The sequence below is a fragment of the Chryseobacterium sp. KACC 21268 genome (assembly GCA_028736075.1).
Lineage (GTDB): Bacteria > Bacteroidota > Bacteroidia > Flavobacteriales > Weeksellaceae > Epilithonimonas.
Map to the genome: position 1 here is coordinate 264,448 of CP117875.1, position 21,996 is coordinate 286,443.

Here is a 21,996-nt window from a genome sequence, read left to right on the forward strand (position 1 = left end):
TTAAATTACCAGTAAAAATTCCCAATCATCTGCATCCCAAACGTCTGGAAAACACACAGGTAAAACAAAATTCTGAATTGATCTGCATTAATATCCTTTAGCAAAATCAAAAAATACGGCACCAAAAACAAACACGCTCTCGCCGTTTCGCCCGTGCCGTAAGCGCCCGTCAAAAGCATGGCGGATAACGCGGAAATAGCTGAGAAAAATAGAATATTAATCTTCGGATTTCCTAAAACTTCGGTTCCAGATTTCTTAGAAAAGAAAATGGCTAAAAATCCAAACGACAGGAAAAGAAAGATCTCACCAATATCCTCAAGCCTGGTCATCAAATAAATAAAAGGCTGATGAAAAAGCCTGAAGCCATCCGGATTTTCGGAATGCGAAGCTTGCAAAAAGGTTTCCAAATGACTGTAACCTGTTGTTGCCCTGATCATCAGAAAAGTCAGAACAAAAATAACCGTCGCCATCACACTCAGCCAAACAAAGTTCCATTTGCCCTTCAACACAAAATAGAAACTGAAACAGCCTAAAAACGCGAAGAGAAACAGTCCGGAAAATGTGATCAGATTGGTCAATATCAATCCTAAACTAACCAGTAGAAAAGAAACAACGTCTATTTTATTTTGATTAAAGATCCTTGCAAATCCCAGAAGAAAAATCAACGTGGAAGTCAGCACCAAAGAATCTATGGAAACCAACAGATAAATATTGACCGATGGAATCACCGCAAAGAGGAGCAACATCCACTTCTTTCTACTTCCTTCGAAGCCTAGATAATCTAAAATTTTATAAAACAAAGGAAAAGAAAAACAACCAATCGCAAAGAAAACAATAGCCAATGTTTCGATACTAGAAATATTCAAAATCCAAAAATGCAAAAGTGTCACAAACGGCGGATGCGTCTTGGTGTGTAGCTGGAAATGTTCCAGATTCTGGGTGAAATCTCTAAGCCAAACTGCGCCATCTGTAATGTTAATGGCATCAGCATAATATTGTCGTCCTTTCAGATAAAACGGTTGTAAGAAAGCAATGTCGAAATTTCCCTGACTTAGATTTCCCAAAACCACAAGAATAATAGCCACTAAAAACAAAAGATAAACATTCAGCTTTTCTGAATAGTTGAAAGCTAAAATCCCACTTATCAAAAACAGAAAGGCGAAGACAAATCCACTCCACAAAAACTGATTGGGATAGATGACAGAGATTGGAAAAAGCGGGCCAGTTCCCGTAAAACCGCCTTGCAGTTGATAATAGAAATTGGCACCTGCAATGGCAATCCATATAAAAATTGCAACAAAAAAAACCATCCAAGGGAAGTTTTTCACCGTTGCCCATTGTAATTTTTCTCCCATCCTGAGTTGTGTTTCGGGTTTTGAAGTGTCAAAAATATTAAAATTAATCCGCAATCTCTAAAATTAAATGCACACAGCCTTACAACCCGGTTTCTTCACAAAACCGAATCCTCTTAATTTTAAAAGCTTTTGATGATTTAGATTTTAGTATTCAGAATCTCAAAGACAAAAGTGGTAGAAGTCTCAAACGCTCCTCCTTGTGTGGCTCCGAGGAGAAACTGAGGCTTTTTCCCATCTTTGCTCATCAGCAACATTGGACGCTCCAGCCTTCCGAACCGATTGAGGTTTTTTGGCGGTGTGGGTTCCGTGATGTAATGTTTCATTTCCAAATAAGCAATTTCTGGTTTTGTCCATTGGATGCCGTTTTTGGTGGTGAGATGCAGGCCGTACTCGTGGTTGTAGAATCCCATATCGCGCGCCACCATATGGAATTGGCCGTTCTGTTTCCAGATGAACGCGTCTTCCAGTTGGGCATTGTTGGGCATATTGGAAAAGTCGATGACGGGATTTTCTGAGACTTTGGTGTAAGGTCCCAGTGGCGAATCTGATTTGGCCAAGCCGTATTTTCGGTTGCCTCGGACGCTTCCTTTTTGGTTGACATATTCGGCGGTGTTCCAGGATTTGTAGAACACCCAGTATTGGCCGTCGTTACCCTTCACGAAAGCAGGATTGGTGGTACAATGGTCGTCCCAGGCGCCTTCTTTCCCGGGAAGAATCAAGGGTTGTTCTGGTCTTGTCCAATCCCCATCGAGGGTTTTGCAAGTTGCCAATCCGATTCTTTTGGTATTGGTTTTCCCATTAGAATTGCCCATAAAGAAGAGTAAATATTGGTCGTCTACTTTTTTGATCAATGGATTGTGGCAAGTCGTTGCGTCCCAAAAGTCGCCACCTCCTGGCGTGAGAATGACTTGCTTGTGCTCAAATTTTTCGAAAGGTGAATTGGCCTCTGCACGGCAAATCTCGGAACCGTTGAGCCAACCGCCCATTCCTTTTTCCTTCTTCCATCGGGAGTAGAAAAGGTGGACCTTCCCATCGTCGCCCCAAATCGGGGAACTGCACCAGATGTAGTAACCTTCGAGAGAAAATTGTCGCCCGATAGGTTTCAGATTAAAGTAAGGCTTCTCGGAAAAATCAAATGTCTTGGTGAAGGATGTTCCAAAGACCACGGCTGCAACGCCTAAGGCTGAGGTCTGTAAAAAGTCTTTGCGGGTGATGTTTTTTGACGGCTTCATTGATTTGATTTTCAGCTAAATTAATGGAAATGCTTGTGGGAAGTGTCCTGCGGTTTCGGCTTTGCATCAAGTCATCTACAATTTAATGTTTTGATTTTAAGATATTTATTACAAAAAACCATTAGATCGTCCATAAATTAACTTTTGTAAATCCATTGTCTATTTTAATTTTTTAATTTCAAAGCCTTAACCAATTAAATTCACAAACGATGAGTACAAAAAACCAGATCAGCATCGCAATCCCTCAAACCGTGATTGCAGAAGTAACAGAAAAATTACAAGAATGCAGAACGCTCCTTGCGCCGTATTTGCAAGGATTGACGGCAGAAGAAAAGGAAACAATCTTCAAAATGGGAGACAAAACGGTAGCCACTGTGCAGAAAGTAAAAGACTACACCGAGATCAATCCCGAGTTTGCCCCAAGCTATATGGACAAAGCGGAGTTCCTGAAGGATGTTGCCGTAGTCACTGATCTTTCACCACTTCGGAATCTGTCCAATCAATTGGCGTCCGATCTTGGAGACACCATTATGCTGGCTGGCAGCGAAGCTCTGCTAGCTGCCCTTCTCTACTACGGAACCGTAAGAGAAGCTTCCGACAAAGGCATTGCCACTGCAAAACCAATCTACGAAGACCTCAGCAAACGATTTACAAGAAAGGGAAACAAACCAGCGCCCGAAAACAAGTAATTTTTTTTCCCCCGACCCTAAAGGGAGTAAAACATCAACAAACATTACGCAAACCACCCTTTTAGGCTCATCAACCAGTCAAAAAGGGTGGTTTTTCATACAAAAAGACTCAACAACCAACCTAAAAGGCTCGCCAACAAGCCAAAAAGGGTGGAAATCCAGGCAAAAAGGATGGTTTTTGAATCAAAAGGCTGGCAGGCGAGGGTGAAAGGGTGGTTTGTGAGTATTTTTGGGTGGAGTGGATTAAAATTTTATATTTTCTAGATAAACACTATTTCTTATACTTTATATTGAGGCAATACGTATATTTGGATTTTAACAGAAATTTTATAAAAAAATATGTCAAATTGGTTCGAAACAAATCCAACAAAAAGTATAATTGGCTATACAATATTAATAATCGGTGTGACTTGGGCATTTTATAAATTCACATTTGAAGAAAGTAAAATTGACAATTACAAAAGTCAAATTGAAACAAAACAAGCAACAATTAGCCAATATCAAGCACGAATTGAATATCTTGAAGAAGAAAATCTAAAATTTAAATCTGAATTAAAAGATTTTGAAGAATGGAATTCTAAATCAGACAATCCCACATTATTTTATAAATCACAATATGAAAAAACAATTCTTTCAAGAAATGATTCTACAAAAATAAATATCTCTGAAAAAGACAATTTAGAAAATATCATTATAAATAAATCTGAAAGTTATATTAATAAAGACTTAGACTTAATTATTGGGCTAAAAGATGTTTCTGTAAATTATGGCTGCTTTCTGAATGTAAGCTATGGAAACAATTTAAATCAAAACTTTGAGAATAAAAAAGTTGGTGAAACTATTATTTTGGAATCTAATAAAGGGAAAATTAAAGCTACAATTAATAAAGTTAATTTCGTTTACTCAAATATTGAAATATCAATTCATAAATAAAATTCCTGCTATTTGAGAATCTCGCTAGTATCTTTATAAACAGACCAAAGCCAGCGTAAAATTGGAAATTATGGATTTATTTAAATAAATTAGATGAAAATAAAGAATTTAGAATTAAAGATATGTATCATTTTGATGAATTAAGTGATGAACAAAAACTGAAATATCGTGAATTCGTAAAATTAACAAGTTCAAGCGAAATCGATATACATTCGTGGATTAGAATAACTGATGAAAGTCCGTTCGTTTGGAGTACCGATTCTTATTTTCCTGATAATTTCCTAAGTGATTTTGAGATTCGAAACAATGCCCCACGCTGGTGCGAGCGTCACGCTCGTATCTCCAATTAATAATAAAACAAAAACCCCTCTTGAAAATCATCAAAAGGGGTTTAATATTTTACGTTTAAAAACTCTTATTTCTTAGCAGCAGGTTTCTTTGCCGGTGCTTTCTTCGCTGTGGTTGCTTTTTTGGTGGCTGGCTTTTTGGCTGCAGGTTTCTTTTTCTCGGCGAAGGCTTTTGGGTCTTGCGCCGTGATCCATTTTTTCACCTCATCCAAGGAAACGTCTTTTAGTTCGTCTGCTTCGTACTTGGTGTCGTCTTTCTTTTTCGGGATCTTGTGGATGTTCTTGCCGTGTTTCACGATCGGTCCCCATCTAGCATTCTCGATGGAGATCTTTTCTGCTTCCCAATGTTGGATGTATCGGTTGGCCTCTTTCTCCAGTTTCGCATCGATGAGTTCATTGATGTCGCTTTGGGACAGATTATCGAAGTTATAGCGTTTCGGAACGTTGATGAAGATACTTTGATATTTGATAAATGGTCCGAATCTTCCGGTTCCTTTCGTCACTGGTTCACCTTTGTAGCTTGCGATTGGCGCGTCTGCCACTTTCTTTTCGCTGATGATTTCCTCCGCACGGTTTTGATCCACGGAAAGCGGGTCCTCACCTTTCGGAATGCTGATGTAGGTCTCGCCCCATTTCACATACGGTCCGAATCTTCCAACACCAACAGCAACAGGTTGTCCGTCCACTTCTTTCAAGTCGAAAGGCAGTCTGAATACTTCCAAAGCGTCTTCCAAAGTGATCGTTGCGATATTCTGATGCGCCATCAATGAGGCAAAAATCGGTTTCTCCTCGTCATCCTGTTCACCGATCTGGATCATCGGTCCGAATCTTCCGATTCTTGCGTGAACATTTTTACCGGATTTCGGGTCAACACCTAAAATCCTTTCGCCATTTGCGCGGTCTGCATTTTCCTCTACATCTTCGATCCTTGGATGGAATTTGGAATAGAAATCCGTCATCATCTCCTTCCACTTCTGGTCGCCGCTTGCAATGTGGTCAAAGCTCTCCTCCACTTTCGCTGTGAAACCGTAATCCAGGATTTCCGCAAAATTATTGGTCAGGAAATCATTCACAACTTCACCAATATCTGTTGGGATGAATTTATTCTTATCACCACCAAATTTCTCCTGAAGCACCTCTTTTTTGACACCAGATTTCCCCAATGTCATTTTCACGATCTCTCTCGTTTGTGGCTCAAGTTCTCTCTTATCTACATACTCACGATTCTGAATGGTCTGAATGGTTGGCGCATAAGTCGATGGACGACCGATGCCTAACTCTTCCAGTTTTTTCACCAAACCAGCTTCCGTAAATCTTGCGGATGGTCTCGTGAATTTTTCTGTCGCGGTAATTTTTTTATAGTCTAAAGCTTCGCCAACGGAAACTTTTGGTAACAATTTTTCGTTGCTTTCGTCGTCTTCGTCCTCCGTTTTCACAATGCCATAAGCCTTAAGGAAACCATCGAAAATGATGACCTCACCTTGCGCTTCGAAATGTTGTGGCAACTTGGCGTTTCCAATTTCGATCACAGTTTTCTCGATTTTAGCATTCTCCATTTGAGAAGCCAAAGTTCGTCTGTAGATCAATTGGTATAATTTGTTCAACTGTGCATCACCAATGGATTTCAAAGCGAAATCTGTCGGGCGGATCGCCTCGTGGGCTTCCTGTGCAGAAGATGATTTTGTGGTGTAATTTCTTGGTTTGGAATAATTCTCACCGTATTCTGAGATGATCTGAGCTTTCGCACCATTGATGGCTTCCTGAGAAAGATTCACGGAATCCGTTCTCATATATGTGATAAATCCTTCCTCGTAAAGTCTCTGCGCCAAACGCATTGTGGACGTCACGTTGTAACCCAATCTAGAAGAAGCTTCCTGTTGCAAAGTGGAAGTCGTGAACGGTGCAGAAGCTGTTCTGGTTCCAGGTTTGGTCTCTACATTCAGAACTTTGAAGTCTGCGGTTTTGGCCAAATTCAGGAAGTTCTCTGCATCGGATTCTTTCTCGAAATCTTTTTTCAATTTCGCCAAGATCTCCTGCTGCGCATTATTAAGGAAAATCCCTTCCAGTTTGAAACTTGGTTTTGGGGTAAACTCACGGATCTCTTTTTCTCTTTCAACTACCAATCTTACAGCAACGGATTGCACACGTCCTGCAGAAAGTCCGGTTTTTACTTTTTTCCAGAGAACTGGTGACATTTCGAAACCTACGATTCTATCCAGAACGCGTCTTGCTTGTTGTGCATTGACCAAATTCTGGTCAATATCCCTTGGATTATCGATTGCCTTCAAGATCGCATTTTTGGTGATCTCGTGGAAAACGATTCTTTTTCTATTTTCAGGTTTAAGTTTTAGTTCGTCTGCCAAATGCCAGGCAATCGCTTCACCTTCGCGGTCCTCATCGGAAGCAAGCCAAACCATATCGGCTTTTTTCACAGAGGCTTTCAGTTCTGCGACCAATTTCTTCTTATCAGCAGACACTTCATAGTCGGGCGTGAAATTCGACAAGTCGATTCCCATTCCTTTTTTAGGCAGATCGCGGATGTGTCCGAAGCTGGATTTGACCTCGAAATCTGAACCTAAATATTTCTGAATTGTTTTTGCTTTTGCCGGAGATTCGACAATCACTAAGTTTTTTGGCATCCTGAAAAATTTTTGCAAAAGTAGGCGTTTTTTTGTAATTAATCATTTTAACAATTATTTCTCCTGTCTATACCTTATATATATTATTGATTTTCCACAAAAATTAGTCTGGTTTTGACTTTCAAACTCTTAACTTTTTTACTAATTTCGCAGACTAAAATTTATAAATATTTCGATTTTAGTCCTTGAAAATGAATAAGTTCGAAAGCACAAAAACTTTAACCATTTCCAAGCCGTAGAAATACATCTGAACCAAATTCAAAAATGCATCGCTTTTTCATTCATTTATATTATCTGATTGCCAGAAACAGAATCCTTTCCGTTGCCGTTGCGATGGGAATTGCTTTTCTGTGTTTGTTTTTCGCATCGAAAATCAATTTTGAAGAAGATATCAATCAGATTATCCCGAAAAGTGAAAAATCTGATTTGACGGCGAAAGTTCTTAAACAACTTAATTTCTCTGACAAAATCATCGTCATTATCGAAAAGAAATCGAAAGACGACAATTTCCAGTTATCCGAAACGGCTGATTCATTTTTAGAAAAAACAAAACCTTTAGAGAAATACATCGGTTCCGTTCAGGGAAAAGTGAATGATAATGAGATTTCCGAAACGTTTGATTTTGTCAATCAGAATCTCCCGTTGTTTTTAGATGAAAATGATTATAGAGAAATTGAAAGAAAACTCAACAAAGACAGCATTGCGAAACAGGTCGAGAACAATTATGTTTCTTTGGTTTCGCCAACAAGTTTGGTCACGAAAGATTTCATTAAAAAAGACCCTTTGGGAATTACTTTTCTCGGAATTAAAAAACTGAATGCTTTAAACATCAGCAAAGATTTTAAGCTTGAAGACAATTACGTTGTTACCAAAGACGGAAAAAACCTCCTCCTTTTTATTGAACCGAAAAACAAGAGCAACGATACTAAAAACAACGAAACATTTGTCAATCAGTTAAACGAAATCAAAGACAACCTCAACAAAGAATTTAAAGGAAAAACTGAACTGAGTTATTTTGGTTCGCCAGTGATTGCGGTTGCCAATGCCCAGCAAATCAAGAAAGATATTCAAAACACGGTCATTATTTCGATGACGGTTTTACTGATTTTGTTGATTTATTATTTCCGAAATTTTTTCACTCCGATTATCGTTTTCCTGCCGACTTTATTCTCTGTTTTATTGGCGTTGATGGTTTTGTATTTTATTAAAGATAAAATTTCAGCCATTTCCTTAAGCGTTGGTGCTATTTTAATTGGAATTACGATTGACTATGCGCTTCACATTCTCACGCATTACAAGCACAACAACAATATTGAAGAGCTTTACAAAGAAATCACCCAACCGATTATTCTGAGTAGTGCGACTACGGCAGTTTCATTTTTATGTTTGGTTTTTGTGCGTTCGGAAGCTTTAAAAGATTTGGGACTTTTCGCATCGATTACGGTTCTATTTTCTTCTGTTTCAGCTTTGATAATTGTCCCACAACTGTATCAGCCGAAAGAAAAAACAGATACATTAAACAGCAACTTCATCGATAAAATCGGGCATTATCCTTACGAAAAAAACAAGCCGTTGATTATCGGCTGTTCGCTTGTGATTATTGCGTGTTTGTTTGGCTTCCGTCACGTGGGTTTCAATGAAGATATTGGCGACTTAAATTACATTCCGAAAGAATTAAAAATCAGTGAGGCGAAACTTGAAAAACTGTCAGATATCACCTCAAAATCCATCTATACGATTTCTTACGGAAACTCGGAGGAAGAAGCTCTCGCCAGAAATTCAGACTTAAGTACATTTTTAGAAAAAGAAAAGAAGGATGGCAAAATCTTAAGCTACAATTCGCTTGGAAACGTTGTTTTATCTAAAGAAGACCAGCAGAAAAAAGTAGCAATCTGGCAAAATTTCTGGAACGCGAATAAGAAGAACTCCACAATTTCTGAATTGGTTTCGAATGGGAACAAATTCGGTTTCAACAGTTCGGCTTTTGACCAGTTCAGTGAAAATTTAAATAAAACCTATCCTACTTTAAGTCTCAAAGATTACGAAAAAATAAAAGCGCTTCAAATCTCAGAATTTCTAAGTCAGGAAAATGGTTTTTACACCGTTTCGAATGTGGTAAAAGTAGACGAAAAGAAAAGAGATGCCTTCATCAAAGACATTGAAAAGAAACACGACGCCATCGCAATCGACCGTCAGCAGATGAATGAGAACTTTTTGGGATTGCTGAAAAGAGATTTTAATACCTTGATTAATTACTCTCTGTTGGCAATTCTCCTGACCATTATCGTTTTCTTCAGAAATTTTGAACTGACTTTACTGACGATGTTTCCGATTGTTTTAACAGGCGTTGTGACGGCGGGAATTTTATATTTCTTAGGATTAGAACTCAATATTTTCAGTACTGTTGTCTGCACATTGGTTTTCGGGGTTGGTGATGACTTCAGTATTTTCCTCACGAAAGCAATGCAGAAAGAACATACGACAGGAAAAAATGAACTTCCGACGTACAGAATTTCGATTATTTTGGCAGTCTTCACCACGATTTTATCTATCGGTTCTTTAATTTTCGCAAAACATCCCGCATTGCATTCTTTAGCCTTAGTCGCTTTGATTGGAATGCTTTCTGTGATTATCATTACCTCAACTTTATATCCGTTTTGGTTCAGGTTTTTAATTATCAACAGACAGAAAAAAGGCTTGTCGCCGATTACGCTCAGACTGTTTTTTCATTCCGTGATTCTGTTTATTTATTATGGTTTAGGCGGATTGATGTTCTCTGCGCTTGGAAGTGTTTTCGTGAAAAATGCGAAAGGGAAAACTTTGGATATCATCAAATTGATTTTGGCCAAGTTTATGAAATCGGTGCTTTACGGAAATCCATTTGTGAAGAAAAAAGTCATTTCAAATCCGAATGAAGATTTCAGCAAGCCAGCGATTATCATTGCAAATCACACGTCGTTCCTCGATACTTTGGCGATTGGAATGACAACGCACAAAATCGTTTATCTCGTGAACGATTGGGTCTATGATTCGCCTATTTTCGGAAAACTCGTGAAAGCGTTGGGCTTTTTCCCGGTTTCGCAAGGCATCGAAAATGGGAAGGAAAAATTGAAAGAAAAGATTGACCAAGGTTATTCGCTTGTTGTTTTTCCGGAAGCTGAAAGGTCTTATACCAATGACATCAAACGTTTTCACAAGGGTGCATTTTATTTGTCCGAAGAATTTAGTTTAGACATTTTGCCGATTTACATTCACGGGAATTCTGAGGTTTTACCGAAAGGCGATTTCATTATTTATGATGGAAGTATTACGGTGAAAGTTGGCGACAGAATCAGCAAGGATGATTTGACCTTCGGAACAACTTACAAAGAACGAGCTAAAAATATCAATGTTGATTTCCGAAATGAATTTGCTAAACTTCGAAACGAAATTGAGGACGAAGATTATTTCAAAAAGAAACTATTCCTGAGTTTCCTTTACAAAGAAACGGAAGTTGTGAAGGCTGTGAAAGCTGATTTCAATGAAAACAAATCGGTCTATTTTGAATTAAATAAATACATTCCGAAAGACGCCACAATCCTTCACATTGCTGATGACTACGGGCAAAAAGACATTCTATTGACTTTGCAACAAGCGAGCAGAAAAATTTTCACGTTCATCAAAAACGAAGAAAAAAGACAAATCGCAGAGAATAATTATCTGGTAAAACGTAGAAAACTGAATTACATCAATGGAATTTCAAACCTCGAAAAAGAAATCGACGTGTTGCTGATTTCCGACGATTCTTTCAATCTTTCTGAGATTCAGGACCTACCGAAAACGGTGATTTTCATCAATGGGAAAAATGCGTTTCCCGAGTCCATTAATTATAATTTAATACACAGTTCGGCATCAATTATGGTACTAAGACGAAAATAATAAAATTATTAATCTTATTTTTGTTACATATTAGTTATTAATGCAGAAAAACATACTTGTCATATACTATTCTCAAACCGGACAATTGGAAGATATTGCAAAAAATATCGCCCATCCGTTTGAGAACAATGCAGATTACAACGTCATCTACTACAACATCCGACTCAAAAAGGATTTTCCTTTCCCTTGGCCAAGTGATGTTTTTTTCAACACTTTCCCAGAATCTTACCTTCAAATCCCAAGCGAAATCTATCCGCCTTACGATGAGGTTTTGAACACCAAATTCGATTTGATTTTGTTCGCTTATCAGGTTTGGTATCTCACGCCGTCAATCCCAATCATTTCATTTTTGAAAAGTGGATTTGCCGAGCAGATTATGAAAGACACGCCAATCGTTACCATCTCCGGAACGCGAAATATGTGGATGCTTTCCCAGGAAAAATTGAAAGTCTATTTGAAGAATATGAACGCCAAATTGGTTGGAAACATCGCATTGGTCGATAGACACGACAATTACACCAGCGTTCTTACCATTTTGCGATGGATGACCACTGGACAAAAAGAAAAATCTGGAATGTTGCCTTCCGCCGGCGTTTCAGACGAGGAAATCAATGGTGCAGGGAAATATGGCGAAATCATCAAAGGATATTTGGACAAAGGCGATTTTGCCAATCTTCAGCCCGATTTAGTGAAAAATGGCGCGGTGGAAATCCGTCCTTTTCTGGTTCGGGTAGAGAAAGTTGGCAATAAAATTTTCACTGTTTGGAGTAATCTGATTATCAAGAAAAAAGAAAAACGCCCTTTGCTGATTAAATTCTTTAAGGTATATTTGATGACAGCAATCTGGGTGATTTCGCCAATCGTATTGGTGCCACACATCCTATTGACGCCTATTTTGTGGTTCAAAAGAAAGAAACAAAGAGAATATTTACAAGGAATAAATTTAAAATAAATAATGAGTAACGTATATATCACCAAGTCCTCCACGTACTTACCAAATGACCCGATTTCTAACGACGAAATGGAAAACTACTTAGGATTGGTAAACGATAAACCATCCAAAGCCAGAGCATTGATTTTGAGAAACAATCAAATCAAAACAAGATATTACGCTTTAGACACCAACTCCAAACCGACACATTCCAACGCAGAAATCACGGCAAAAGCGATTGAAGGTTTGTTTGATGACAAATTCACAAAAGAAGATATGGAACTTTTGTCTTGCGGAACGACTTCTGCTGACCAAATCCAGCCGTCGCACGCCTCAATGGTTCACGGTGAGTTGAACATTGGAAAATCTGTGGAAATCAACACGTCTATGGGACTTTGCAACTCCGGAATGAACGCTTTGAACTACGGTTTCCTATCCGTAAAAGCAGATGTGAAAAACAACGCAGTTTGCGTAGGTTCCGAAAGATTTTCTTCTTGGATGACGGCGGACAAGTTCAACCACGAGGCAGAAAATTTGAAACTTTTGGAAGAAAGACCAATCGTAGCCTTCAAAAGAGAATTCCTAAGATGGATGTTGTCTGACGGCGCTGGCGCATTCTTGTTGGAAAACAAACCAAGAGAAAACGAAACGTCTTTGAGAATCGAATGGATTGATTTCTACTCTTATGCGCACGAAATCGAAGCTTGTATGTACTCCGGTTGCGAAAAACAGGAAGACGGAAGCCTGAAATCCTGGGCAGAATATCCAGCGGAAGAATGGTTGAACCAATCGATTTTCGCTTTGAAGCAAGACACAAAAATCCTTGACAAATATATTTTGGTAAAAGGTGCAGAAAGTTTGAGAACATCTTTCGACAAACATCAGTTGGACCCGGAAACTGTGGACCACGTTTTGGCGCACATCTCTTCTGGTTACTTCAAAGATGGATTGAAGGAGGAATTCGCCAATGTTGGATTGGATTTCCCTTGGGAAAAATGGTTCTACAATCTTTCCGAAGTTGGGAATATCGGTGCCGGTTCTATCTTCATCGCTGTTGAACAATTGATGAATTCTGGCAAATTGAAGAAAGGTGAAAAAATCCTTCTTTGCGTTCCAGAAAGTGGAAGATTCGCTTACTCTTGTGCACTATTGACGGTTTGCTAATGGAAACCAACTTACCAAATTCCGACAAAGATTTTGTAGAAAGTCTGATTCCACAACGATTTCCTTTTGTAATGGTTGGCGAAGTTTCCGACTATTCGGAGAATCACGTGGTTTCTGGATTTACAATTAAAGAAGATAATATTTTTGTGAGCGAAGGCATTTTCCAGGCTTCAGGTTTGATAGAACATCAAGCTCAGACTGTGGCTTTGCATACGGGTTACAAATATTTTCTTTTGGGTAAGGAATCGCCGACTGGTTACATTGGCGCCATCAAATCTGTTGAAGTTGACAGCTTACCGAAAGTAGGCGACCAATTGATTTCTGAAGCGACAATCCTAAACGAAATGATGGGCGTCACTCTGGTTGAAATCGTAACGAAAATCAATGAAACCGTAATTGCAAAATCGCAGATGAAAACTGTTGTGAAATAAAAAAAATAAACCACAAAAGTCACAAAAGAAAAAATTAATTAGTCTAAGTTCAAAAAAGACAGTTTTAAAACGATTATCTTTTTTGAACTTTTTAAAGATAAAAAATAGCAAAAGCTTTTGTGACTTTTGTGGTTAAAATAAAATATGGAACTGAAGGCCGACAACTTAATCAACATCCACAATTTTCTTCCCCATCGCAAACCAATGCTGATGGCGGATTACATTTTGGAATTGACGCCTGAAACCGTCATCACTTCTTTTGAAATCAAGACTGATAATATTTTTGTTTTAAATAATGAATTTGTTGAAGCTGGATTGATAGAAAATGTGGCGCAAACCTGTTCATCGATTCTTGGACAAAGTTTTTTCAAAGGTCCGGATGTGGAAACCAAAGTCATCGGTTTTATCACCAATATCAAAAAAATAGAGATTTTTGCGTTGCCAAAAGTGGGCGACAATATTATTTCCAAAGCTTCTCTGATTTCTCAGTACGAGAACATTTGCAACATTTTCTGCGAGACATTCATTAATGACAAATTACTCATCCGAGCAGAAATCAATTTGTTTATTCAGGAATTGAAAAATTAAAACCAATGAAAAAACAAGACATTCCACAAGACCAAAGTAATTTACAGTCAGCAAATATGACCGAAATGTTATATGTAACTGATGAAAATAACAACTACACCACTGCGCAAAGCATCGGATGGGAAGCCAAAAAAGCAGCCTTAGATGAATCGATGGCGCTCATTAACGAAAGAATTGAAGAAGCCAAACAAAATGTCGCCAAAAATATCTTGAGCCCCATCATCTATTTTATGGAACTCAACAAAATGGATTTGCAGGTTCTTGCAGCTTATGTGGGAAAGTGGCAATGGACAGTCAAACGACACGCAAAACCGAATATATTTAAGAAACTCAGCGATTCTACTTTGAAAAAATATGCCGACACGTTCGGAATTTCAGTAGATGAATTAAAAAACTTCAATGGTAAATAAACCTTTTAGGTTTCAAAAACTATAAGGTTTAATAAAATCCAGACTTATAATGAAGATCACTTTCGAACACCACCAGACAGCCCACTGCGAAAACGGTGTTGCCTCCAATCTATTACTCAACAAAGGATTAAAACTCAGCGAACCTATGATTTTCGGAATCGGTTCCGGATTGTTTTTCGTGTATTTGCCTTTTCTAAAAGTGAATTTTGCGCCGGGTTTCAGTTACCGACCAATGCCTGGAGCTATTTTCAGCAAAGCGGCAAAAAGACTGGGCATCAAAATAAAAAGAATAAAATTTTCAAATCCTAAGGAAGCTCAGGCTGCTTTGGAGAAAAATTTAGAACAAAATATCCCGACTGGTTTACAAGTTGGTGTTTTCAACTTGACTTATTTTCCTGAAGAATATAAATTTCATTTCAACGCCCACAACTTAGTGGTTTACGGAAAGGAAGACGGAAAATTCCTCATCAGCGACCCTGTAATGGATTTCGCAACAACGCTGACCGAAGCTGAACTTGAAAAAGTTCGTTATGCCAAAGGTGCACTCGCTCCAAAAGGTCATATGTACTTCCCGACACACATTCCTGAGAATGTTCATCTGGAAGAAGCCATCAAAAAAGGAATTAAAGACACCTGCAAAAATATGCTCGCTCCTGTTCCGATTATCGGAGTAAAAGCAATGCGTTGGGTGGCGAAAAGCATCCCGAAATGGGCAGAGAAAAAAGGCACAAAAGTGACCAACCATTATCTCGGACAGTTGATTAGAATGCAGGAGGAAATCGGTACCGGCGGTGGCGGATTCAGGTTTATTTATGGCGCTTTTTTACAGGAAGCCTCAGTGATTCTTAAAAATGACGAGTTGAAAGAATTATCTAAAGAAATTACTACAATCGGTGACCTTTGGAGAGACTTTGCCGTGGATATTGCAAGGGTTTACAAAAACAGAAACTCGAAAAGCGATATTTATAATCAGCTTTCAAAATCGATGTTGCATATTGCAGATTTGGAGGAGGCGTTTTACAAGAAATTGAGAAAAGCGATTTAAACTTGTCAATGTAAATTTTCTAAGAAGGCAATGTAGAAATTGATGAAAAGATTATATCAAATAATTATATTTTCTATTTTCTTTACATCGTGTAAAGAAGAAAAGTATAAGTATGATATTTCGGACTTTCGAACTGAATTAAGACCTTCTTTAAAAAGTCTTTCAAAAGAAAAATCACTTCCATCTAAAGATACGATTGCAAGAAACTTTATAGAGAAAAATGCAACAAAGAAAGAACTAATAAAATTGATGGATTCAAACAGTCCATTATTAAGGGTTATCGCATATAGAACAATAGTAAACAGACAGGAACCTGAATATTTTGATTTATTAATAAACCACCTGAGTGACACAGCGAAAGTGAATTGGTGGTATTACGAGGACGCAGGAAACAATTTTTATGTTTCGGACTTAATGATTAGAAAAGCTCACGATAAAAATGGTCTAACTCCGATTCAAAAAAAGCATTTGGTAGAAAAAGTCTTGATGGAACATCCTTATTTAGAAACTTCTACTTGGATGATTGACGATATTAATCCAAATGAAAAATATTATAATTTAATTAAAAAAAGAGCTGGATTAAAAAGCGATGAGTGCGGAGAACAATTATCTGCCTGTTTTGCTTTAAGTAAATTTAAAAAGAAAGAAGATGTTAATGTGCTTTACGACGTTTTCAATCAAAACATTAAAAATGAATATTGTATAAATTGGATTTTTAGAAGTATCGAAAAGAATCCAAATAACAAATTCTTTCCAATTTTAGAGGACTATTTTAATCAAAAAATAAAAGGTAAACTTTCAGCGAAGGAGAATATATTTGATGATGTATTATATTTTTCGAGAGCAATAGCGGCATATAAAAATGACAATGCGTTAACGATTTTGAAATATATAGAACAAAATAATACTTATATTAACAAACCAGCTTGGCCGCCTTCAAATAAAAAATACGTCTACAAAGCTATGCTGATAAATTATGATAAAATTTATGACGATTTAATCAAACAAATTCAAAGCGAATTTAAAAAAGAAGATTTAGAAAAATTAAGATTTGGACGACAATTGCTTGAATATGATGAAGAATCAAATTGGTAAAGATGCTTAGGAAATTAAAGGTTTAAAGTGTAGTTTTTCTAGTTATTAAATATATAAAATATTGAATGTCAAATTTCATCATCGAAATAAAAAACCTCTACAAGAAATACAAAAACTCGGAAGATTTTTCGGTTAATGATATCTCTTTGAACATCGATAAAAACGAAATCTATGGAATTCTCGGTCCCAACGGAGCGGGGAAAACCACATTGATTTCTATGCTTTCAGGTTTGATTAAACCAACGTCAGGAAGTTTTACCATCAACGGTTTGTCGCCTAAAAAAGACAATTCAAAAATCAAACAAATCATCGGCGTTGTTCCTCAGGAATATGCGCTCTATCCGACTTTAACGGCGAAAGAAAATCTTTTGTTCTTCGGAAGTCTGTATGGTTTGAAACACGATTATCTTCACAAAGCCATTGATGAAGCTTTGGAATTAATGGGCTTAACGAAATTTGCCAATAAGAAAGTCGACCAGTTTTCAGGCGGAATGAAACGCCGTTGCAATCTGATTGCAGGAACGCTTCACAACCCAAAAGTTCTATTTCTAGACGAGCCGACTGTTGGCGTTGATGTTCAATCCAAAAAAGCCATTATCGATTATCTTTTAGATTTAAATAAAAAAGGAACGTGCATCATTTATACCTCGCATCACTTATCTGAAGCTGAGGAATTCTGTACAAAAATCGCCATCATCGACCACGGAAAAATCCACGCAACTGGAACACCGGAAGAATTGGTAGAAAGAGTTCCCAATGCGGAAAACCTGGAGGATGTTTTCATTTCATTAACCGGAAAAGAATTGAGAGATGTTGTATAAATTGTGGAGAAGTTTCATCAAGGAAATTCAGTTACTGAAGCGAGATTCGGGCGGAATTGTGATTATTTTCCTGATGCCGTTGCTGTTGATTATTACGATTACTCTAATTCAGGATTCGACATTCAAAAATCTGGAAGGTTCAAAAATTCCGATTATTTTCATCGATAACGATAAATCTGAAGTTTCGAAAGTCATCAAAAAAGAACTGGAAACCAGCAAAACATTTGAACTGGTCACAGATTACAACGAAAAATCGGCTGAGAAAGCCGTGTTCACGGGAGATTATCAGATGGCCATTGTCATTCCTGAAAATTTAACGAAAGATTTAAATTCAAATATCGATTCTAAAGTTCAGACTGTTGTAAGTTCGTTTGGTCTGGAAACCGATTCTACTTCGACAAAAGCTGTAGCTTCAAAGGCAAAAGACATTCATCTCTATTTCGACCCAGCTACCAACGCAGGTTTCAAAAATTCTGTGATGAATGCCATCAACAAAATGGTTTTCGAAATCGAGAATAAAAAAATCTACAAAGCCTTTCAGGACCAACTTGGAACAACCGAAGACCTTGAAAATAAAAGCTTAATTACCTTCAAAGAAATCACGCCGAACAAAGGCAACGAAGAGGTGATGCCGAATTCTGTGCAACACAACGTTCCGGCGTGGGCATTGTTTGCGATTTTCTTTATTGTGGTGCCACTGTCGATTAATTTAGTCAAAGAAAAAAGTCAGGGAACGAGCGTAAGAGTTCGCGTGAGTCCGACGCCGTATTACATTCACATTTTAGGAAAAACATTCACCTATCTCATCATTTGCGTCATCCAGTTTTTGCTGATGGTTGCAGTAGGAATCTGGCTTTTCCCGTTGATGGATTTGCCACAGTTTGATGTTTCAGGAAAAATGTTCCACCTTCTGATTGTCACTCTTTTTGCAGGATTGGCAGCGATTGGATTTGGAGTTTTAATTGGAACCGTTTCCGACACTCAGGAACAGTCGGCGCCGTTTGGAGCGACTTCGGTGGTAGTTTTGGCAGCGATTGGCGGAATTTGGGTTCCGGTTTTCCTGATGCCTGAATTTATGCAGAAAATTGCGCAATTTTCTCCGATGAACTGGGGACTGAATGCGTATTACGATATTATTTTAAGAAACAGCGGCATTGGCGAAATCGCTAAGGAACTGATTTTCTTATTTTCATTTTATATTGCGATGGTGAGCATTTCCTTATTGTATGAGAGGAAGCAAAATAGTGTTTGATTCAACATTGTACAGATTTTTAGGAGCCGGGAACCTGCTGTCCACTATATCTTTTTTGTCATTGCGAACGACGCAAATCAATAAATTGAACTTATCAGCAATCGCAATGACAAAAAAGGATGCCGTTCCCATCAGGGCTAGGGATTTCGTGGAAAATTCACGTTTCTTCAAGCCTATCAAGAGTCAAAACTTTGCCAAAGTTTGGAACTTTTGCAAAGTTGAAAGCAGAATAATATGAATGAACCAACAGAAATATTTGGTTTATAGTTTGTCCGATAAAAAATATAAACAAACTGAAGAACTCAATGTTTACAAGATAAATTAACAGTTCGCTCCTCTGGAGCTTTGTTTTGCGATTTCTTTTTTCTATTAACAGCAAGTCCTGATGGGACTTTGCAAAGCTTCGTTAGAAGCAAACTGTTAATAGCAAATAGATATTGATAGAAGTAAAGCTCTAGAAGAGCGACCTGACAATCTTATTTTAATTTTTATCAACAATAATATATTTGATTATAATTGGTGACCTTTGTGAAAACCTTTGTGCCCATTGTGGTTAAAAACAAAACAAAATGCAGTCTAAAAATTTAACCTGTACCGAAGAAGTACGTGTACGTTTCAACGAGACAGACCCGCTGGGAATCGTCTGGCACGGGCATTACATCGTGTATTTTGAAGACGGAAGAGAGGCTTTCGGAAGACAGCACGGTTTGACCTATCTCGATATTCAGAACGCCGGATTTGTAACGCCGATTGTGAAAAGTACGTGCGAACATTTTCTTCCTTTGAAATATGGCGAAACATTTAATATCGTTACGACTTTCGTGAATTCTGTTTCGGCAAAACTAATTTATAAATACGAGATTTTTAATCAGCAGAATCAATTGGTTTGCAGTGGAGAGACCATTCAGGTTTTTCTGGATTCTGAAAATAATTTATGTCTCTACAATCCCGAGTTTTTTCAGGCCTGGAAAGATAAAATGGGATTATAATTGGCTTTTGGCAATTAGCTGTTAGCTTTTAGCTTTTCAAAAAAGATTCAAAAATTTTAGTAATTAATGAACAGAGAAATTTACATTACAGATTATAACTGCGTCACGCCTTTGGGTTTTGATGTAGAATCAAACTGGGAAGCACTTTTGGAAGGAAAATCTGGAGTGGCTTTGCATAAAATTATCGATAATCACGAAGCTTTCTTTGTTTCTAAAATTGATTCTGAGAAATTGGAAGAGGAATTTAATAAACATTTCGACAATCAGAATTTCACCAGACTTGAAAAAATGTTTTTGCTAAGTCTGAAACCTTTGGTAGAAAGACATCAGATTTCAGATGACACTGCTTTTATTCTTTCAACGACTAAAGGGAATATCAGTTTATTAAAAAATGAAACCACTTTACCGGAAGGCGTTTATCTTTCAAAATTAGCTCAAAAACTGGCAGATTTTTTTGGATTTAAAACCAAACCGATTGTCGTTTCCAATGCCTGTGTTTCAGGAGTGATGGCGATTTCTGTGGCGAAAAATATGATTCAGGCAGAAAAATACAAAGACGCTTTCGTCGTTGCTGGAGATGAGATTTCTGAATTTGTAATTTCAGGCTTCAATTCTTTTCAGGCGATTGGAAGCAAACCTTGTAAACCTTACGATAAGAACCGAAACGGAATTAATTTGGGCGAAGCAACTGCAGGTATTTACATCACTTCAGAATTAAATCAGAAAGAAAAATTTAAGTTTAAAATTTTAGGTGACTCGGCGATTAACGATGCCAATCACATTTCCGGACCATCGAGAACCGGCGACGGATTGTTTGCCAGCATTCAAAATGCAATGAAAGAAGCGAAAGTTTCTTCAGACCAAATCGATTTTATTTCCGCCCACGGAACGGCAACACTTTACAACGACGAAATGGAAGCCATCGCTTTCAACCGTATGGATTTGCAAAATGTTCCTCTGAACAGTATGAAAGGCTATTACGGACATTGTCTAGGCGCATCAGGTTTATTGGAAAGTATTATTTCTATGGAATCTGCTTTTAAAAACAATTTAATTCCATCCAAAAATTTTGAAGAAATGGGTATCTCTCAGGATTTGAATATTATTAAAGAAAATCAATCTGCAGAAATTAAATATATTTTGAAAACGGCTTCAGGTTTTGGTGGGTGTAATGCGGCCATTGTTTTGGAGAAATGTTAAAACTATAATGATGAAAAAAACACATATCTGCACCATAGAAAGCTCAAAAATAATCCTCAACGAACAAATTATTTTTGAAACCAAAGCCCAAAATTTCTCAGACTTTGCAAAAGAAGCTTACAAAACTTTAGAACTGAATTATCCTAAATTTCATAAAATGGATAATCTCAGCAAACTCGCTTTTCTTGCATCCGAAATGATTCTGAAAAACGACGACCACAGCAATACCGCATTGGTTTTTGCCAACAAATCCTCAAGCCTCGACACCGATTTTAAATATCAGGAAAGCATCAATTCTGAGGAAAATTATTTTCCGAGCCCTGCTGTTTTTGTGTACACTTTACCGAATATTTGCGTCGGTGAAATCAGCATTAAACATAAAATGCAGACCGAAAATGCTTTTTTTGTTTTAGATGAATTCGATGAAGAATTTTTAAATTCATACGCGGCACAGATTCTGCAATCAGGGAAAGCCGAAAAAGTCTTGTGTGGCTGGGTCGAACTATATCAGGAAAGTTATAAAGCTTTTGTATATTTGCTAACTACGTAATTTAACAATATAACAGTACAACAATGTAACAATACTATTCAGTCCTAATCGGTAAACTGGTACATTGATACATTGGTAAATTTTTGAAAAATGGAAGATTTAAAATTAGAATTAAAAAACAAAATCATAGAAGTTCTTAACCTTGAGGACGTTGCAGTAGAAGAAATCAAAGATACAGACCCACTTTTCGGTGGCGGTCTTGGTTTGGATTCTATCGACGCTTTGGAATTAATCGTACTTCTAGACAAAGACTACGGAATCAAATTATCAGACCCGAAAAAAGGAAAAGAAATCTTCCAATCCATCGAAGTGATGGCAAAATACATCGAAGAAAACAGAACAAAATAATTCAATCTAACAATGTATCAATCTGGCAATGTACCAATATTGTTACACTGTTAAATTGA

General features: G+C 37.5%; 19 protein-coding genes. 16 read left to right on the forward strand and 3 right to left on the reverse strand.

Going from position 1 to position 21,996, the window contains the following annotated elements:
* Nucleotides 1-5: 5 nt before the first annotated feature.
* Both PQ459_01330 and PQ459_01335 read right to left on the reverse strand, forming a co-directional pair.
* The gene (locus PQ459_01330) at nucleotides 6-1,355 is read right to left on the reverse strand and encodes a hypothetical protein (GenBank protein ID WDF47135.1); all 1,350 of its coding nucleotides are present in this window, start codon (nucleotides 1,353-1,355) and stop codon (nucleotides 6-8) included.
* A 137-nt stretch (nucleotides 1,356-1,492) separates the two neighbouring features.
* On the reverse strand, nucleotides 1,493-2,587 hold the full coding sequence (locus tag PQ459_01335) for a glycoside hydrolase family protein (GenBank protein ID WDF47136.1): 1,095 nt from the start codon (nucleotides 2,585-2,587) through the stop codon (nucleotides 1,493-1,495).
* 209 nt (nucleotides 2,588-2,796) lie between these two features.
* Here PQ459_01335 and PQ459_01340 point away from each other — a divergent pair, with 209 nt between their 5' ends.
* Nucleotides 2,797-3,276 carry a hypothetical protein gene (locus PQ459_01340; GenBank protein ID WDF47137.1) on the forward strand — a complete coding sequence of 160 codons (480 nt, stop codon included), beginning with the start codon at nucleotides 2,797-2,799 and terminating at the stop codon, nucleotides 3,274-3,276.
* Nucleotides 3,277-3,615: 339 nt separating this feature from the next.
* The gene (locus tag PQ459_01345) at nucleotides 3,616-4,209 is read left to right on the forward strand and encodes a hypothetical protein (protein ID WDF47138.1); all 594 of its coding nucleotides are present in this window, start codon (nucleotides 3,616-3,618) and stop codon (nucleotides 4,207-4,209) included.
* Between the two features lie 415 nt (nucleotides 4,210-4,624).
* Here the strand turns inward: PQ459_01345 and topA are convergent, their stop codons facing one another.
* Nucleotides 4,625-7,195 carry a type I DNA topoisomerase gene (gene topA, locus PQ459_01350; protein WDF47139.1) on the reverse strand — a complete coding sequence of 857 codons (2,571 nt, stop codon included), beginning with the start codon at nucleotides 7,193-7,195 and terminating at the stop codon, nucleotides 4,625-4,627.
* A 264-nt stretch (nucleotides 7,196-7,459) separates the two neighbouring features.
* On the opposite strand from topA, the gene PQ459_01355 reads away from it, so the two are divergent.
* The 14 genes from PQ459_01355 (at nucleotide 7,460) to PQ459_01420 (ending at nucleotide 21,937) form a co-directional block, all read left to right on the forward strand.
* On the forward strand, nucleotides 7,460-11,113 hold the full coding sequence (locus tag PQ459_01355) for an MMPL family transporter (GenBank protein WDF47140.1): 3,654 nt from the start codon (nucleotides 7,460-7,462) through the stop codon (nucleotides 11,111-11,113).
* A 40-nt stretch (nucleotides 11,114-11,153) separates the two neighbouring features.
* Nucleotides 11,154-12,065, forward strand: a complete 912-nt coding sequence (locus tag PQ459_01360) for a dialkylresorcinol condensing enzyme DarA (GenBank protein ID WDF47141.1) — start codon at nucleotides 11,154-11,156, stop codon at nucleotides 12,063-12,065.
* A gap of 3 nt (nucleotides 12,066-12,068) precedes the next feature.
* The gene (locus tag PQ459_01365; protein ID WDF47142.1) at nucleotides 12,069-13,208 is read left to right on the forward strand and encodes a beta-ketoacyl-ACP synthase III; all 1,140 of its coding nucleotides are present in this window, start codon (nucleotides 12,069-12,071) and stop codon (nucleotides 13,206-13,208) included.
* Entirely contained in the window at nucleotides 13,208-13,639 is a 432-nt protein-coding gene (locus PQ459_01370) for a hypothetical protein (protein WDF47143.1), read from the forward strand. The genes PQ459_01365 and PQ459_01370 overlap by 1 nt, the downstream gene beginning before the upstream one ends.
* A gap of 144 nt (nucleotides 13,640-13,783) precedes the next feature.
* Nucleotides 13,784-14,227, forward strand: coding sequence for an ABC transporter permease (locus PQ459_01375; GenBank protein ID WDF47144.1), 444 nt, complete (start codon nucleotides 13,784-13,786; stop codon nucleotides 14,225-14,227).
* A 5-nt stretch (nucleotides 14,228-14,232) separates the two neighbouring features.
* Complete coding sequence (locus tag PQ459_01380; GenBank protein WDF47145.1) at nucleotides 14,233-14,637, forward strand: hypothetical protein; 405 nt, start codon at nucleotides 14,233-14,235, stop codon at nucleotides 14,635-14,637.
* 49 nt (nucleotides 14,638-14,686) lie between these two features.
* A complete protein-coding gene (locus PQ459_01385) occupies nucleotides 14,687-15,682 on the forward strand; it encodes a BtrH N-terminal domain-containing protein (GenBank protein WDF47146.1) in 996 nt (331 codons plus the stop codon).
* Between the two features lie 42 nt (nucleotides 15,683-15,724).
* Complete coding sequence (locus PQ459_01390; protein WDF47147.1) at nucleotides 15,725-16,777, forward strand: hypothetical protein; 1,053 nt, start codon at nucleotides 15,725-15,727, stop codon at nucleotides 16,775-16,777.
* A 65-nt stretch (nucleotides 16,778-16,842) separates the two neighbouring features.
* Nucleotides 16,843-17,598: an ABC transporter ATP-binding protein gene (locus tag PQ459_01395; protein WDF47148.1), complete on the forward strand. Its 756-nt coding sequence runs from the start codon at nucleotides 16,843-16,845 to the stop codon at nucleotides 17,596-17,598.
* On the forward strand, nucleotides 17,588-18,850 hold the full coding sequence (locus PQ459_01400; GenBank protein ID WDF47149.1) for an ABC transporter permease: 1,263 nt from the start codon (nucleotides 17,588-17,590) through the stop codon (nucleotides 18,848-18,850). Before PQ459_01395 ends, PQ459_01400 begins: the two co-directional genes overlap by 11 nt.
* A gap of 569 nt (nucleotides 18,851-19,419) precedes the next feature.
* Complete coding sequence (locus PQ459_01405; GenBank protein WDF47150.1) at nucleotides 19,420-19,839, forward strand: acyl-CoA thioesterase; 420 nt, start codon at nucleotides 19,420-19,422, stop codon at nucleotides 19,837-19,839.
* Nucleotides 19,840-19,905: 66 nt separating this feature from the next.
* Entirely contained in the window at nucleotides 19,906-21,039 is a 1,134-nt protein-coding gene (locus PQ459_01410) for a beta-ketoacyl synthase N-terminal-like domain-containing protein (GenBank protein ID WDF47151.1), read from the forward strand.
* A 7-nt stretch (nucleotides 21,040-21,046) separates the two neighbouring features.
* Nucleotides 21,047-21,589 (forward strand): 3-oxoacyl-ACP synthase, encoded by a 543-nt coding sequence (locus PQ459_01415; protein ID WDF47152.1) that lies wholly within the window; start codon nucleotides 21,047-21,049, stop codon nucleotides 21,587-21,589.
* A 90-nt stretch (nucleotides 21,590-21,679) separates the two neighbouring features.
* On the forward strand, nucleotides 21,680-21,937 hold the full coding sequence (locus tag PQ459_01420; GenBank protein ID WDF47153.1) for a phosphopantetheine-binding protein: 258 nt from the start codon (nucleotides 21,680-21,682) through the stop codon (nucleotides 21,935-21,937).
* Nucleotides 21,938-21,996 lie beyond the last annotated feature (59 nt).

What these genes read in the sequence shown, in the direction of transcription:
- PQ459_01395 (WDF47148.1), top strand. Translation starts at nt 16,843, where the DNA reads ATGTCAAATTTCATCATCGAAATAAAAAACCTCTACAAGAAATACAAA.
- PQ459_01385 (WDF47146.1), top strand. Translation starts at nt 14,687, where the DNA reads ATGAAGATCACTTTCGAACACCACCAGACAGCCCACTGCGAAAACGGT.
- PQ459_01390 (WDF47147.1), top strand. Translation starts at nt 15,725, where the DNA reads ATGAAAAGATTATATCAAATAATTATATTTTCTATTTTCTTTACATCG.
- PQ459_01410 (WDF47151.1), top strand. Translation starts at nt 19,906, where the DNA reads ATGAACAGAGAAATTTACATTACAGATTATAACTGCGTCACGCCTTTG.
- PQ459_01365 (WDF47142.1), top strand. Translation starts at nt 12,069, where the DNA reads ATGAGTAACGTATATATCACCAAGTCCTCCACGTACTTACCAAATGAC.
- PQ459_01335 (WDF47136.1), bottom strand. Translation starts at nt 2,587, where the DNA reads ATGAAGCCGTCAAAAAACATCACCCGCAAAGACTTTTTACAGACCTCA.
- PQ459_01405 (WDF47150.1), top strand. Translation starts at nt 19,420, where the DNA reads ATGCAGTCTAAAAATTTAACCTGTACCGAAGAAGTACGTGTACGTTTC.
- PQ459_01400 (WDF47149.1), top strand. Translation starts at nt 17,588, where the DNA reads ATGTTGTATAAATTGTGGAGAAGTTTCATCAAGGAAATTCAGTTACTG.
- PQ459_01340 (WDF47137.1), top strand. Translation starts at nt 2,797, where the DNA reads ATGAGTACAAAAAACCAGATCAGCATCGCAATCCCTCAAACCGTGATT.
- PQ459_01355 (WDF47140.1), top strand. Translation starts at nt 7,460, where the DNA reads ATGCATCGCTTTTTCATTCATTTATATTATCTGATTGCCAGAAACAGA.
- PQ459_01330 (WDF47135.1), bottom strand. Translation starts at nt 1,355, where the DNA reads ATGGGAGAAAAATTACAATGGGCAACGGTGAAAAACTTCCCTTGGATG.
- PQ459_01375 (WDF47144.1), top strand. Translation starts at nt 13,784, where the DNA reads ATGGAACTGAAGGCCGACAACTTAATCAACATCCACAATTTTCTTCCC.
- PQ459_01415 (WDF47152.1), top strand. Translation starts at nt 21,047, where the DNA reads ATGATGAAAAAAACACATATCTGCACCATAGAAAGCTCAAAAATAATC.
- PQ459_01380 (WDF47145.1), top strand. Translation starts at nt 14,233, where the DNA reads ATGAAAAAACAAGACATTCCACAAGACCAAAGTAATTTACAGTCAGCA.
- PQ459_01345 (WDF47138.1), top strand. Translation starts at nt 3,616, where the DNA reads ATGTCAAATTGGTTCGAAACAAATCCAACAAAAAGTATAATTGGCTAT.
- PQ459_01360 (WDF47141.1), top strand. Translation starts at nt 11,154, where the DNA reads ATGCAGAAAAACATACTTGTCATATACTATTCTCAAACCGGACAATTG.
- PQ459_01370 (WDF47143.1), top strand. Translation starts at nt 13,208, where the DNA reads ATGGAAACCAACTTACCAAATTCCGACAAAGATTTTGTAGAAAGTCTG.
- topA (WDF47139.1), bottom strand. Translation starts at nt 7,195, where the DNA reads ATGCCAAAAAACTTAGTGATTGTCGAATCTCCGGCAAAAGCAAAAACA.
- PQ459_01420 (WDF47153.1), top strand. Translation starts at nt 21,680, where the DNA reads ATGGAAGATTTAAAATTAGAATTAAAAAACAAAATCATAGAAGTTCTT.